11 protein-coding genes and 2 pseudogenes are annotated in these 15,070 nt (G+C 59.6%); 10 read left to right on the top strand and 3 right to left on the bottom strand.

From position 1 onward, the window contains the following. From HDE76_RS01745 to HDE76_RS20515, 6 genes are all read left to right on the top strand, one after another. Positions 1-432, top strand: coding sequence for a YeeE/YedE family protein (locus HDE76_RS01745; RefSeq protein WP_184505065.1), 432 nt, complete (start codon positions 1-3; stop codon positions 430-432). 899 nt (positions 433-1,331) lie between these two features. After that, on the top strand, positions 1,332-3,035 hold the full coding sequence (locus HDE76_RS01740) for an MASE1 domain-containing protein (RefSeq protein ID WP_184505063.1): 1,704 nt from the start codon (positions 1,332-1,334) through the stop codon (positions 3,033-3,035). 249 nt (positions 3,036-3,284) lie between these two features. Next, positions 3,285-3,818 (top strand): hypothetical protein, encoded by a 534-nt coding sequence (locus HDE76_RS01735; RefSeq protein WP_184505061.1) that lies wholly within the window; start codon positions 3,285-3,287, stop codon positions 3,816-3,818. A 516-nt stretch (positions 3,819-4,334) separates the two neighbouring features. Then, positions 4,335-5,108 carry a PAS domain-containing protein gene (locus HDE76_RS20525; protein WP_221262249.1) on the top strand — a complete coding sequence of 258 codons (774 nt, stop codon included), beginning with the start codon at positions 4,335-4,337 and terminating at the stop codon, positions 5,106-5,108. 241 nt (positions 5,109-5,349) lie between these two features. Further along, the gene (locus tag HDE76_RS20520) at positions 5,350-5,709 is read left to right on the top strand and encodes an ATP-binding protein (RefSeq protein ID WP_221262246.1); all 360 of its coding nucleotides are present in this window, start codon (positions 5,350-5,352) and stop codon (positions 5,707-5,709) included. A 2-nt stretch (positions 5,710-5,711) separates the two neighbouring features. Next, positions 5,712-6,269 (top strand): response regulator, encoded by a 558-nt coding sequence (locus HDE76_RS20515; RefSeq protein WP_221262295.1) that lies wholly within the window; start codon positions 5,712-5,714, stop codon positions 6,267-6,269. On the opposite strand, the gene HDE76_RS01725 is transcribed toward HDE76_RS20515, so the two are convergent. Further along, positions 6,250-6,642 (bottom strand): hypothetical protein, encoded by a 393-nt coding sequence (locus HDE76_RS01725; protein ID WP_184505059.1) that lies wholly within the window; start codon positions 6,640-6,642, stop codon positions 6,250-6,252. The two genes, HDE76_RS20515 and HDE76_RS01725, sit on opposite strands and share 20 nt — an antisense overlap. Positions 6,643-6,903: 261 nt before the next feature. On the opposite strand from HDE76_RS01725, the gene HDE76_RS20915 reads away from it, so the two are divergent. After that, positions 6,904-8,007, top strand: coding sequence for a GGDEF domain-containing protein (locus tag HDE76_RS20915; protein WP_184505057.1), 1,104 nt, complete (start codon positions 6,904-6,906; stop codon positions 8,005-8,007). A gap of 247 nt (positions 8,008-8,254) precedes the next feature. Here HDE76_RS20915 and HDE76_RS01715 read toward each other — a convergent pair whose 3' ends face one another. Continuing rightward, a complete protein-coding gene (locus HDE76_RS01715) occupies positions 8,255-9,343 on the bottom strand; it encodes an endo-1,4-beta-xylanase (protein ID WP_221262244.1) in 1,089 nt (362 codons plus the stop codon). A 518-nt stretch (positions 9,344-9,861) separates the two neighbouring features. Beyond that, entirely contained in the window at positions 9,862-10,920 is a 1,059-nt protein-coding gene (locus HDE76_RS01710) for a helix-turn-helix domain-containing protein (RefSeq protein ID WP_184505053.1), read from the bottom strand. Between the two features lie 306 nt (positions 10,921-11,226). On the opposite strand from HDE76_RS01710, the gene HDE76_RS01705 reads away from it, so the two are divergent. The 3 genes and pseudogenes from HDE76_RS01705 to HDE76_RS01700 all read left to right on the top strand — a co-directional run. Then, a complete protein-coding gene (locus HDE76_RS01705) occupies positions 11,227-12,405 on the top strand; it encodes an EAL domain-containing protein (protein ID WP_179476606.1) in 1,179 nt (392 codons plus the stop codon). A gap of 693 nt (positions 12,406-13,098) precedes the next feature. Continuing rightward, a pseudogene (locus HDE76_RS20655) lies at positions 13,099-13,575 on the top strand (CHASE3 domain-containing protein); the annotation flags it as partial. A gap of 258 nt (positions 13,576-13,833) precedes the next feature. Beyond that, a pseudogene (locus tag HDE76_RS01700) lies at positions 13,834-14,688 on the top strand (methyl-accepting chemotaxis protein); the annotation flags it as partial. Between the last annotated feature and the right edge of the window lie 382 nt (positions 14,689-15,070).

Raw genomic sequence — 15,070 nt, 5'->3', positions numbered from 1 at the left:
ATGCCGATTCTCAATGCGCTGTTGGCTGGGCTGATATTCGGCGCAGGACTGCTCGTTTCCGGCATGGCCAACCCGGCGAAAGTGCTGGGCTTTCTCGATATCGCCGGCAACTGGGATCCGTCACTGGCGTTTGTCATGGCCGGCGCCATCGCCATCGGCAGCGTCGGCTTCGCGATGGCGCGCAGGCGCAAATACAGTCTGTTTGACGCCGCCATGTTGCTGCCGACCGCAAGCCGCATTGACCGCCGCGTGCTTGCTGGCAGCGCCATGTTCGGTGCCGGCTGGGGTCTGGCAGGTTTCTGCCCTGGACCTGCGCTCGTGTGCGTCGGCAGCGGTGAGTTTGGAGCGATGCTGTTCGTCGTCGCCATGCTCGTTGGCATGAAGATTTTCGCTCTGGCCGAACAACGTCCTAGCCAAACCAACGGATCGTAATCTCGCATACATTCGCGTGCATGCCCGGAGTCAGCGGACCGTGTTGGCCTGTTTTCCGCATTCCGCGGAGCGGGATGTGTCGGCGAGATTGAGCCGGCGGCAGAAGAGCTCGTGGCCCCTGCAAATGCTCTTCTGCCGGTATCCCGTTCTTTTGGATCGACCGTGACCGACGTGTGGTCGCGCGAGGCGGGCAGGACGGTAAATACCTGGGCGGAACGCGCATGCCTGGGTCGCGCACACGATGGAGTCGCGGCGCTTTGACAGCGCTCGATCAACGAGCTTGACGTGTTGGCCGCAAAGCGTGAGCGGGCCGACGGCAGCACCGTGCATCCGCGGTTGAACAGCGAAGCGATAACCGATCGAGCCAGCGGGACTTTGCAAGCCGGACGCCGGGGCATCGACCTTTGAAGCCGTCGATTGGCAAGACGCGGCAGGTGCCGCCGCCATGCCGCGAGCCTCGTCGCTCTTCATGGAGCCCTAAGAGCCTGTTCCCGGTTTCCCCGTACCTTGCGTTGTCATCGAGCGGCCGTCAGGTGGTAGGGCGTGGCGCCGGCTTGCCTGGCTGGCGAGTCAAACCGCACCCTGCCGCCTGGCGGCCGCTCGGTGGCAACCCTGCGGGCAGGGGCTGCCTGCCCCCATCCCGGCGTCATCACTCCGTCGTGGACCGAATCACTCCGTCGTGGACCGACGTCCACTCCCCTCGTTCTTCCTTGGCCTGCGCGCAAACAGCTCCCGGCGCGGGGCACGGGAAGATCGTAAACCGGCCCTTAAGACTATTTCGCATTGACACGATGAAAGTCGGCAGGCTAATAGAAGCCCGAAGGGAATGACGATATTTACCGACTTTCAGAGTCCGGTGATAAAGCGGCAACCCGTTCATTTCGCAGAGGGAAACCGGCATGCTTAAGGGGTTGAGGACGCGATGGCAGCAGCACTTGCTCGTCGCCGCGCTGTTCTGCGGGACGTACCTGCTGGTGCGCGGCCTGTCCATGGCCTATTTTGCTTACTGGATGCCTCAGAACGGCATCTGGCTAGCGGGTGTGCTGCTCTTGCCGCGCCGTTTCTGGCCGACCTTGTTGATGGCGAACGTGGTGGCATACGCACCCGTCGCTTATGCGTGCTTCGATCAATACGGTTGGGGTGGGTCGTTATTGCATCTGGTTCCGATATCGGCTTTTGCCATGGGTGTCGCATGGCCGCTGCGGGCGCATCTCCCGGGCACCGTGTCCGGCAAGCGGATCCTCGAATCGGTCACGGCCAAGCAGATGGTGGCGCTGGTCGGCTGCACGTTTGCCTTCGCTCTGCTTTGCGCCGCGGATAGCACCTTGCAGCTTGTTCTGCAGTTTCAGCCGGGGGATAACGGTCCCGCTTGGGTCCGGCTGTGGGCGCCGCGCTACCTGTTGGGAACCTATTTCGGTTCTCTCACGGCGGTGCCGCTGGCGTTGGCCGTCGTCGGAGCCGTTCGCCGGGCGGACTCATGGAGTGGCTTGCTTCGGCAGATGGGTCGCAGCCGTTTGCTGCTCGAGGGTGTGGTTCTCGGCCTGGCTTGCGTCGGCGTACTGACCGCGATGGGGGCGGGTGTCGCCGGGGACCTCTGGCGCCAAGCCGCACGCATGGCCCTGTTTTTGCCGGTGGCGTGGATGGCCGTGCGCTACGGCTGGCAAGGTGCGGCCGTCGGCGGTACCGCGGCCAGCATAGGCATCATGCTCAGCATGCCTGCCCAGTACGATCCCGGGGTCATCAACGCCCAGAATTTCATGGCCATTTTTCTCACGGTGTTGCTGCCGCTCGGTGCGAGACTGAACTGGCTCAATGAACAAGAGCGGCAGCTGGCGACCGACCAGGTGCAAGTTCGGCAGGCGGCGCAGCGCGAAATCCACCAGGGCGAACTGCGCTTGCGCCGCGGTATGGAAATGCAGGGGCAGGCCCACGAGTATATGCAGGAGGGTTACGGACGGCTGCTGGAGCGTGTCGGCGACATGCTGCCCGAAAAAGAGCTGCATTACTTTCGCACGCTGCTGGTTCTGGTCCGGCGCTTCACGTCCTCGGTGCAAGGCAGTTTTCTTCCTGCGCCATGGAAGTGGCCGCGCCTAGGCTTGCTGACGGCGCTTCGGGGCGGCGCGATCGCCGACACCCTCGAAGAATGCGGCATCACCTTCGATGACCATGTTTCGGAACGGGTTGCACTGCTGGCGCCGGGGGCGCAGTGGACACTCTATCGGCTGGCCTGCGAGGCAGTGGCCTATACCCTGATGCAATCGCCCGCTACACCATGTATCCGTCTCTACGTTCGGGTGGCCCTGGTGGGGCCGATGCGCGATATACCTTGGGCCGTGCTGGTCGTGGTCGGCGAACCCGAGCCGCCCACGGCGCCGCCCCTGCTGATCGCGTTACCCCAAAGCAGCCATCTGCTGTTATCCCGACTCGGCGCCCTGGGCCTGGACCTCGCCGGCATGCGGGATCGTGCCAGCCTTCACCAGGGCAGGTTGCGCTCCAACAAGCGGTGGCAGCGCCTTAGCGTGTCGTTGCTGGATGCGCCGGACGTCAAGCTCGATGCCGGCTACGCCGCGCATAAAGGCCGACGCGCTGTTTGTGCGGCGTAAGAACCTGTTTATGATCTCTCCGTATCTCGCGTTTTTATCGAGCGGTCGTCAGGCGGTTGTGCTTGGCGCCGGCTTGCGTGGCTTGCGCGCTTGCGGGGCGTGGCGGTTGGCTCGCGTCCCGGCGCGCGGCACGGTGAGATCGTGACCGGCTTCCAAAACGGAAAAAGACACGGCACGCTTTACGGCAGCTGGTTAGAATTCCTCGATACCTAAACGCTTGTATGCGAATGACCCGATAGAGGTGACACCATGATTCGACACAATGCACGGCGTGCATCATTGCTGGTGGGTTTGATCGCCAGCATCGCGGCGCTGCCTGCCATAGCACAGCGGCAGGCTGGAGCCAGTCAGCCACAGCCAAGCCTGGGCCAGTCATGGCCGCAGATGACGAATGTCAGTGCAGCGCCCGGCTGGCGCGTCTACGTGTTCGTACAGGACAAGGTCAAATACATCCAGGTCAACGATCTGGTCGGCACCGTACGCGCAACGGTGGCCACGGCGAATGGTCATTTTCTGGTACTGCCGTTGGGTGCCGATGCGCGACGCGTGTCGACACCGACACAGCCGCTTGCGGCGGCTCTTGATAGCACCTCGCCAGCCATCATCGTCTACCAGGACAATGAGGTGCAGCTGACGGCCCGATACCAGAGCGACGGCAGTACCGTATGGACGGCTACCGCCAAGAAAGCGTCGGCGACAACAACACCCTCCAGCGCGGCACCGCCAGCAAAACCGGCAACGTCCGTGGTTTGTCCGCCATGCGCCGGTGGTCAGTCCAATTGATCCATCCGCGAGCGCCGGTGAGGCTCGTGGATGTGAAAAGCTCATGCCGCGTCGGAAAACGCGGTGCTGCCAAAGTCAGCCATTGAGCCGGCTGTTGTTCCATGGAGCTTCCTGCCGCGGCAGCTGTCATCCAGCCTCAGCGGCCAGGCAAAACGGCTGACCCGTCGGCTAGCAACACGGCAAAGAATTTAGCGCGCTTGGGCTGCCGTCATATGGCGGCGGCATAAGCCGATGCAGCCTCAGAGCCTGTTGACGATCTCCCCGTGCCCCACGCTGGGAGCGATTTGCGCGCGCGAGGGTACTCGGGGAATTGCCATGGCTGGCGCCGGCTTTGAGGAGCGAGGAGTGGACGTCGGTCCACTACCGAGCGATGACGCCGGGATGCGGGCAAAAACGCCCTGCGAATAGCGTCGTTGTACCATCCCGATCAAGACAATCCGAGGATCGACATACGGAAAATCACGACATGCGCCAAGAACATTCCTCGGCCATCCCGCCCACGGATTGGTTGGGCAAGTGGGCGGCATCGATCACCGACTATTCGATCAGCGCCATCTCGTTGGAGGGCCGGGTGCTTACGTGGAATCCGGGGGAGAAGTTATCCACGGATACCGACCCGACGAAGTCATCGGACAACCGATAGGGGACTTCTACACGGAAGGTGACCGACACAGAGGCTTACCCGCGACAGGACTGGAGCGGGCTAGGCAGGTCGGCCGCCACGATACGGAAGGGTGGCGGGTGCGCAAGGACGGCACGGTGTTTTGGGCCAGCGAACTTCTTACCGCTTTGTATGCGCAAGACGGCCAGATCGACGGCTTCGCGAGGATTGTGCGGGACATGATCGACAGCAAGCGCGCGCACGATGCGGTGCTTGAAAGCGAGCGCAGATTCCGCATGCTGGTCGATGGCGTGACCGACTATGCGATTTTCATGCTCTCGCCGGACGAGGCGGTCACGAACTGGAATTTGGGTGCCCAGCGGATCAAGGGCTACGCGGCGCAGGAAATCATCGGTTCGCATTTTTCGCGCTTTTACACGCCCGAGGATGTCGCTGCCGGGTTGCCTCAGCGCGCTTTGGAAGCAGCAGCGCGCGATGGGCGCTTCGACGCCGAGGGATGGCGCGTCAGAAAAGACGGTACGCACTTCTGGGCGCAGGTCGTCATCAATGCGATACGTGGCGACGACGGTACGATTGTGGACTTTGCCAAGATCACGCGGGACATCACCGAGCGCAGGGAGTCGAACCGCCTTCTGGAAGAAACGAGAACGGCCTTGGTTCAGTCGTAAAAGATGGAGGCCATCGGCAAACTGACCGGCGGTGTCGCCCATGACTTCAACATTCTTCTACCGATGTTGCGCGGAAACCTGGAGCTGCTCGAAAACCGTCACTCTGGCGACGTTTGGACCCGTGAGCGGCTCGGTAGGGCCATGGATGCGGTGGAGCGTGGGGCAAAGCTCGCTGCGCAGCTCCTCGCGTTTGGGCGCCGACAGCCGTTGCGACCGGTCGTGATCGATCTGGTCCCCGCTATTGCAGGCATGGAAGATATTCTTCGGCGCGCGCTGGGGGAAAGCCGTCGAGATACAAACCGTCGTGGCGGAAAAGCTGTGGAGCACATGCGTCGATGTCGACCAATTCGCGAACTTCGTCCTGAATCCGGCGATCAACGCGCGCGACGCGATGCCGTTCGGCGGAAGGCTGACCCTGGAGCTGGCGAACGCGGTGCTCGATGATCGCCATGTGACCGGTATGCCCGACGTACCCGCAGGGCAATACGTCATGCTGGCCATGACCGACACGGGCACCGGCATGCCACCCGAAGTGGCCGAGCGCGTATTCGAACCGTTTTTCACGACGAAGCCGGAAGGCGCGGGCACGGGCTGGGTTTGAGAATGGCGTACGTTTTCGTGAAGCAGAGCGGGGGACACATCCGTGTCTCCAGCGAGCCGGGTGACGGCACGACCGTCAGGATCTATCTCCCGCGCTTCACTGAACCCGTCGTCGCCATGCCTCCGGATGCAGTGGAAGCCAGTGTCAGATCGCTCGGCGGGATGGAAACCGTTCTCGTCGTGGAAGACGACCTGAAGGTGCAGTCGACCGTCGTCGATACCTTGTCGAGCCTTGGCTACAAGGTATTGAAGGCAGATAGCGCCGCACAGGCACTGGAGCTCGTTCGAAGCGGCATCCACGTCGATCTTCTACTGACGGATGTCGTCATGCCGGGCCCACTTCGCAGTCCCGATACGGTCGCGCAGTCGGTCACTATCCTGCCGCGCCTGAAGGTGCTCTTTACGTCCGGCTACACGCGCGACGTGATCGCTCACGGCGGCCGTCTGGATCCGGGCGTGGAACTGCTGAGCAAGCCTTACAGCAGGGAACAGCTTGCCGACAAGATCCGGCAGATGTTGAGGTCTGCCGATGCTGAAAACGTCAACCGCGTGCTCGGATAAGACAAATGAACCGCCGGATTTGCCCATATTCCGGGGTGCCCGTGCGGCTGTTCGAGTAGGACTGAAACATCGTGCGGCAGCCAGGACAGGTCGGCATGGCGAACTGCATGACGCTGAAATCGATCAATGCGCGGGATTTCGAAACAAACGAAGTCCGATACATGCAGTCGTCTTGCCGACGATAAGAAGCCGTAATGTCGGCATCGCTCGATCGTTGCCGCACGCGTTTGTGAGCTGGATATCTAGCGTTATGCAGAGGCTTGATGTCCAGCTCTCCCGCACTCGACGGGCAGGCAGCCCTGCTGCCCGCATTTTTCGTGCGCAGTGTGGTGGCCTGATGATTCTGCATACCCTCGCAGGCGAGGATGGTCATCAAGCGATGTCCGATAAGCATGTCGCGTCGATCGGCATTTATACTGCGGCGGTAACGATCTGAACCATCTCTTGCGGGTGCCCGCCGTCTGCCGTCGAAGATGGCGTGGAAGGTAACTTCCCCTGCTTTTTATCGGCCGCCTATATGGCGTGCGGCGCCTCCAGGCAATAGCCACAGTTGACGAAACGTTTGGAAGGCTTTATGGCCGATAGGCACGATCGGTTTTTCGATTCCTTGTCGCGCAGGCTAAAGGGAGTCGCAGTGACCTGGCGCGCTGAGACATTGTTCCGGCGTGAACCGGAAGATGTCTACAAGACACTGGTTGCCGATTTATCGCAGACTCTTGTCCCGACCACCATCATGGGAGTGACCACGATCGGTGTGGATTTGTTCGCGTGGCTATCGAGCAAAAGTTCCATGCTCTTGCTTGCAGCTAGCATCGGCGGATTGGCCTCGGTCGCCAAGATTCTGTTGATACTCGTGCAATTGCGGCGTGGCGTTCGTGATGACATGTGTATTCGCGAAGCGCGGCGTTGGGAAGCCTCGCATTACGCAGCGACCACCTTGGTCGCGTTATCGGTCGGCATGGCTACGTTTGTGATTTTTCGCCGGTCTGACGTCCAGTTGCACTTGTTGGCGACGGGACTACTTTTCGGTTATTGCGCGGGCATCGTCGCACGGATAGCCATCCGTCCTCGGATGGCTATCCTCGCATTGATTCTCGCGGCCGGTCCGGGCATTGTCGCTGCCGCATCGTGGAACGATTTGCCGCACAAAATTATCGCGGTGATATTCACTATCTTCTTACTCGGCGGCTTTGAAACCGTAAGGCATGTCCATCGCACTGCCGTGCGGCATATCACTACCCGGCTGGACATGGCCGCGCTCGCTCATAATGACCCGTTGACTGGCTTGGCCAATCGACTCGGCTTGCGGGAGGCGTTTCGTGACGCCGCTTTTCATCGAGGAAACGTTGCCGTTCATTGCCTGGATCTGGACGGCTTCAAGGCCGTCAACGATCGCTACGGGCACGCCGGGGGCGACGGTATCTTGATTTGCGTCGCTCAACGCCTTCTTGCGATCGCTCCGGAAAATGCCACGGTGGCCAGAGTGGGCGGCGATGAGTTCGTCGTACTCCAATGCGATGTGCGTCATGAAAGCGAAGCAAACGCCCTGGCGCGCCGGATCATATCGACTCTCTCCGAACCCTTCGCGCTCTCGGAACAAATCGTGGAAATCGGTGCCAGTCTTGGCTACAGCCTGCCGACAGCTGGAAAGAATCTCGACGACTTACTGCGTTCAGCAGACGAAGCTTCTTATCGTATCAAGCGAAGTGGAGGGGGAATGGCCAGCGCGATCGGTTGAATGGCATCGGCGTTGGATGCGTCATTGAATTTCGCGGCGGCCGCAGCCAAACGCGCCGAGAGCACGATGCATGCGAGTAGCGACATCGGGTTCCCCGAGGATTAATGTCGATCGATGCGGTGCATCGTCGTTCTTCCTTGGCCTGCGCGCCAACCGCTCCCGGCGCGGCGCGAGGCACGCGGCACGCGGCACGAGGAGATCGTGAACAGGCTTTTAGTTCTTCGGTATGCCGGCCGCTGTTCGGCAGTCAATTGCCGCCATGCGCAGGTGCCCGCTCAAAACAGTGTTCGACGACCCAGCTTGCCGGTTTTATCTCGCCGTCGGGGCCGAACGTGAGCGGTCGTTCCGCGAGAGGGCCGCTGGTGGCCGTAGCACCAGTGCGGTGTGGCGTATCCAAAACCCCCAAGGTGATAATCGTCGACACGGAACGCGTGGCAAGAATCAGGTCGAGGTAACGTTTGTAGGTCTCGGCGACGATCGCATCGCGAGCGGCCGTCGAGCCGGAGAGACGACTGTCGTCAACGTCCAACTCCGTCACATAAACGGACAGCCCGAGATCCCGTATGGCCCAGATGAAGCGCGAAAGCCCGGGTCCGAAGCTGTGTGTCTCGCCAGCGCGCAGATGGGACTGGATACCTAGCGCGTGCACGGGCACACCGCGTTTCTTGAATCCCGCCAACATCGTGAGTACGGCAGCACGCTTGCTTTCCCCGTCGGGCGTGTCGTTTTCCAGGCCGTAATCGTTATAGCAAAGCATCGCGTCGGGATCGGCCTGGTGTGCGGCTCGGAATGCCGTGTCGAGATAGCGTGGTCCGAGCATCTGATACCAGAACGCATTACGCAGGCCATCGGGTTGACCGTCCTTCAGCTGAATGGCTTCGTTGACGACATCCCATGAGCTGACCCGGCCTCGGTAACGACCGGCGACTGTGCGAATGTGGGCGGTCAGCACCGCTTCGGCATTGGCCGGCGTGACAGTCCGGTAAACCCAGTCGGGCAACGCCCGATGCCAGCAAAACGTATGTCCACGCATGCGCTGACCGTGGGCCTGCGCAAAGTCGGCAATGGCATCGGCCGGCGCAAAGTCGTAGCGTTCCGGCTCGGGGTGGACCGACTGCCACTTCAGCGCGTTCTCGGGCACCACGATACCTGCCTGACGAGCGACGACATCGCGATAGGTCGCGTCGGTATTCAGCTTTGCCGGGTCGAGCGCAAAGCCGAACTGGATGCCTTTTTTGGCGGCCAGCTGGCGCAGCGGCACGAAGGGCGCGCCAGCAACCGACAGGCGAATGCCTGCGACTGGGATGCACGCTAGCGCACGAAGGGTTGTCGCCATGAAACGGCGACGGCTTGCTGAGTCCATAAGTTGAGCCCTCATCACAGAACGAAGCGGATAAGCCTCTCGCCAGCACTGGTTGAAGCGCTTGAGTTTAAGTGGAGGCGATGGTTCGTTCGATAGGAACGAATGGCGATGATAGGCCGCAAGCTTGCGCTGCCATTCGGGCGGCCGGTGCAGAGGCTGCGGGGTCGCTGAGGCCTCTTTGGGTAAGTATGCTTCTCGTCGTGTGGGAGCATTGGCCGGCGATCCGATAACAGCTCACCCGATGGGCTTTGTAGAACTATACGAGCGAAAAGCGTCGCGAGTTGTCGAATATGCGTATCCGCTTTCAGGCGATAGCGCGGCTGGATCGTGCCGCGGAACATATTGGGATGATCAAGTCATGTGGTGTGAGCTGGCACGAATAGCGTGGATATGGACCCTGAACAAATAAGATTTTTCGGCGCGTTATCCATCGGATGGATGGCTCTGGTCAGCTTAGGCGATGGGTAGCATTTTTTTCGATATTTGTGTCGTTATGATTGGTATGCGTATTGGTCGATCTTTTCCGATGCGAGTCTGGCAAGTGCGACGAGCTTGTCTTGCTGTTCGGAGGCTATCGAACGCGGATGTCGGTCGAGAACGCAAAGCGCCCCTAGCGGATATCCATCGGCGTCGCGTATGGCAATCCCCGCATAAAAACGTATCGAAGGTTCTTCCGTGACCAGCGGATTGCTGCTGAAGCGTTGATCCAAAATGGCATCTTCGAGAACGAAGATGCCATTTTGCATGATCGTGTAATTGCAAAATGCCCAAGCTCTCGGTGTGTCAGTGACAGTCAGGCCGTGACGTGCTTTGAACCACTGCCGATCGGATGAGAGAATGGTGACAAGAGCGATCGGCATCTGAAGTAATTCGGCGGCGGCAATGACAATGTCATTGAGTTCATGCTGCTCACCGCGGGTCAAGACGTGAGACTTTTCCAATGCGCGCAGACGGCTCTCCTCATTAGTAGGAACAGGGTACGTGAGCAATCCTGTTTCTTGCCTTTGTGGCGGCAACGATATCGCCTCCAGTAGTTGTTCCTGGCTGTGAGTAGGGGGCAGGACTTGCATTCGAGGATGGTCTCCCACGTCGATCTTGATTTGTTCCAGGTGCATAGTCGTTATAAGGACGATCCGCGCATGCGCGAGTGGGCGCGATTGGAGTATCCGCCTGAGCATGGCCAGGCGACCCCAATCAGAGTGCGCGATTTCAATGATGAGAACGTCCGGCTTTTGATGACCCGCTTCGATAAGAAACGACAGCGCATCGCCGCATGTCGTAATACGGGCATTTGGAACAAGCCTCAATAATTCCATGGGCTGCAATCCCGATTCTCCATCCGTCAGGACGAGTAGCGGGATGACGGCTTCGTCGTTGCGTGCGATCAATCGCTCGCGCAAGGCAAGCACCGCACTTCGCCTCACTCGTCGGTGTCCGCCTGGTGTCTTCCACGAGTCGATAACGTCCTGCTCGATCCAGGTTTGGACTGTACGAATCGAAACGCCCAGTAAAAGCGCCGCTTCACCGGTGGTGAGGATGGGATCGTCCATAAGGCATCTCGGTTGGCGGAGGTCGGCAGATCGTACGTCTGAATTCGGTAAATATGTAGAATTTTCAGATAAAGATGGAAAATTCGAAATTCGAAAGAGGCAGTCTGTCGTCGTGTAAATGAATAACCTATTGTATTTCATAGGCATATGTTTCATTGGCGCGATGGTATCGACTTGGCTAGATCGTGCCAGGGTTTCTATCTGGCAAAAATTAAAGTTCGTGCTTGCTCTGCCGACATAGGCATCAGCGCGGCAATTGAAGATGTCCAGAGCCCATGCACCATGCACCGGCATGCGAGAAGAAACATGCAGATAGAAAAGTCAGGCTGTCCCGAGCAGTACGTCGGTAGACAGCCGATTCTGGATGCCGGTGGTCGGCTGGTGGCCTATGAGCTTCTTTTTCGTAACAGCTCTCAGAACGATGCTCGTATCACGGACGGTGTCATAAGCACGATGGCCGTCATTGGGGCGTCGCTCGGCGAGTTGGGTCTTGGCGATGTGCTAAACGGGAAAGATTGTTTTCTCAATTGCCCGGATGAATTTTTTTACTCGCCAGCTTTGAAATTACTTCCGCCGGAGCGCTTTGTGCTTGAGGTGATGGAAACAAGTGCGCTTGGCCCCGAACTCCATTGCGTATGCAATCGTCTGCGTGAGGAGGGTTTCAGGATCGCGTTGGACGACGTAACCGCCTATACCCCGGACGTGGAGCGAATGCTTTCGGCTGTCGACATTGTCAAAGTCGACTGGAAGTACACGGTTCCGAGCGAGCGGGCCGCATTGTGTCGCGTGTTCAAACAAGCTGGGGTGCTCGTTCTCGCTGAAAAGGTAGAGGTTTGGCAGGACTTCCATCTTGCCTTGGATGCCGGGGCTTCGCTGTTCCAAGGTTATTACTTCAGTCGTCCGGAGGTGCTTAGTTCGAAAGCGATCCCTCCTACCGTGGGCGCCGTACTCGAGATTATGCAGATGCTGTTGGAGGATGCGCCATACCGGCATGTCGCCGCTGCGCTGCTGCGCATCCCGGCGTTATTGGCGCAACTGCTGCGGCTCGCTGCCAGCGGGGCCACTCCGTCAAGGCGGACTTCGCGATTCGAATCGGTCGACGATGCATTGCTGCTCGTGGGAAACGATCGACTGATGCAGTGGTGTGCTCTTCTGCTTTATTTGAGCCATCTTCCCGATGGCGATGATCCGTTGGCTCACATGGCGACTCAGCGCGCCATCATCATGGAGAGGTACATCGTTTTTCATCATCCAAAAAATCCACGTCTTCAACGTAGAGCCCACTTGGCGGGAGCCCTCTCATTGCTGCATGTGGCGTATCAATGCGAGGCGGAAATGTTTTGGCGGGGGCTGTGGCTCGACCAGGAAATCCGTGACGCCGTCCTTGCGGAGCGCGGCCCTATTGGGGACGCGCTCATGTTCGTTCGCCGCTGCGAACATGGCGATTTGTCCCACTATGCCAGCCCGGTTCAAGCTGAACTATGAATGCCGCAGCATTCGTTGAATGAGTCAGAAGGCTGCGAAATGAGATTGTTTCCTCTCGCTTAAAAGCGCTTTTCACGACGAGTTTTATCGGACTTATGCTTCTGGGTTCGATGAATAATCACATTTCTCGATAGGCGAAGGCGACCGAGCTGATTTGCACGCGCATGCACAAGGGCGCCATGTAGCAGCGAAAGTCGTTGGCCGTTTACGAGCTCGGCACTCGCCTGCGACCAGGCATCGCGTATCCATCGGTTGCTTGAGGGTAGCGGGGAAATACTCGCTCAAGTTTTGAATGAGCCTGCCGAAAGCATGGTTGAGCGCAGCACGGATAGGCGGTCTACAGAGAGCTAGACTCGAGCTCACCTGGCGCTGTGGTCGTCGATAGGTTGGAGCGGCTCTTTGCCTGAAACAGGTACTTCAACCAATATTTCCCTAGCAGGCGATGATCTCGGGATTCACTGGGAAAGTGGCGCACATGCGTCTTTCGCTCAGCCCAAAGCAACGATGGAGGCAGCATGAACGGACGCGTTCAACCAGGCCGACCGAAGCCTCATTGTCGATGCGATACCTGTTGATGCAGATGGTCGCCGGCGGGGGCGATATCGCGTCTCAGACAAGTTACCTAATACAGGGGAAATTGATGAAATCCGCAAAATTCACGGTAGCCCAGCGCGGCTTGCTGGAGCCTTCGGCATGGTGGTTATCGTGGCCTTGGTGGGAGGCGGGATATCGGTAGTCAACTTTGCCAAGTTGAACCAGGCCAACGACTGGAATGTACACAGCTACAAGGTACTCAGGCACAGCGACAACATGCTGACCCAGATGGTCAACATGGAGACGGGCATTCGCGACTATGTCGCCTCGGGCGAAGAGCGTTTTCTCGAACCCTACAATGCCGGCAAACGCCAGTTCGATATTTCCTTCGACGACGTCAAGGCGCTTACCGCCGACAATGTGGCGCAACAGCAACGTCTTGCGAAACTCAGGGAGTTTCACACTGCAATCGAGCAAGTGGATCAGAAGCTGATCGACATGCGCAAAGGTGTGTCGACGGGCTCAACCACTACTCAAAGCCTGATCGATTATTTCAAGGAAGGTCACGACAAGCAGGCCATGGATGCCTACCGGGCGCTGGCGACGGAGTTCAACAACGCAGAAGAAACCCTGTTGGCAAGTCGCTCGGATCTGGTCGTAGAGTTAAGCACTTCGACCAAGTGGTGCCTGTCGTTGGCTGCGTTGATGACCGTCCTTTTGTCGGCAGGACTGGGCACCTGGATCACCCGCTCGATCGTGCGCGCGCTCGGCGGTGAACCGGATGTGGCCGCTGCGGCGGCAAGCGAAATTGCCAGTGGCAACCTGGTCGCCGCCATACCGCTGACGCGCGGCAACGCCACCAGCCTGATGGCATCGCTCGAGGCAATGCGTATTCAACTGAACACGATCGTGCGTGAAATCCAGTTTTCCAGCGAAGCGATCACCGTGACGGCGGGACAGATTGCCCAGGGAAACACCGATCTCTCGCAACGCACCGAAGAGCAGGCGGCATCGCTGGAGGAAACGGCGGCCAGCATGGAGGAACTGAGCGCAACCGTGCGGCAGAATACGGGAAATGCGAGCCAGGCCAATTCGCTGGCGGTCAGCGCCTGCGATGTGGCAGCCCGCGGCGGTCAGGTCATGGGTCAGGTCACGGCCACCATGCAGGAGATCTCGCAGAGCTCGGACAAGGTCGCCGAAATCATCGGTGAGATCGAAGGCATTTCATTCCAGACCAACATTCTTGCGTTGAACGCCGCGGTGGAGGCCGCCCGGGCGGGTGAACAGGGGCGCGGATTTGCGGTCGTGGCCACTGAAGTCCGTTCGCTCGCGCAGCGCAGCGCTACTGCCGCCCGAGAAATCAAAGAGCTGGTGAGCCAATCCGTCGAACGCGTGGCGCACGGTTCGGAGCAAGTCTCCCTGGCCGGCGCGACCATGGATGAGATCGTCGGGGCCGTCAAGCATCTAACGAGCCTCATCGGCGAAGTCGCAGCGGCATCCAGAGAACAAGGCGCCGGCATCGAACAGGTCAACGTGGCGGTGAGTCAGATGGATGCGGTCACCCAGCGGAACGCGGCGCTTGTCGAAGAGAGCGCCGCCGCGGCGCAGTCGATGGCCGGGCAGGCGAGGAGTCTGAGGGACGCCATTGGAATCTTTCAGGTCGAGGTCGGTCAGGTCGAGGGCACTCGCGTTCGCGAAAAGATCGCCACTGGCAGGCTCAGCGTCAGCCCTGTTGCATTGCCGGCGTGAGGTGACCTGTTCGAGGCGGTCGCTCGCCGCCTCGGTCAGGAATGGCACCATCGAGGACATTGCGGACGCCGTCCGGAACGGCGGCTATCCTAGCGGTATACGCGGGATTGCAATCGACGTCGTATGGGCGTGCTTTCACCGTTTCGGGCCGCCCATACAAACATCGGCAGGCTGACATTCGTCGATGCCGATGGAAATCCGATCGCCATCGTCGCGCCGCGTGGACTGGCCGGCGGAGGAGGCTCCTTTGCGAGTGAGAGTCACGGTAAACTGCTGGCTAACGATCTTGGACAACGGGTACGGACGGGGACTTCGCCTTTCCGGCGGCGGTTGGCGAAAATCGTCAAGGCGTCTGGAGATATCCCGCACTTCAACGTGTCAG

The organism is Rhodanobacter sp. ANJX3 (assembly GCF_014200755.1).
In the GTDB taxonomy this organism is placed as follows: Bacteria; Pseudomonadota; Gammaproteobacteria; order Xanthomonadales; family Rhodanobacteraceae; genus Rhodanobacter.
Note: the sequence above shows the minus strand (reverse complement) of the source record. Positions and strands in the feature narration are given on the sequence as shown.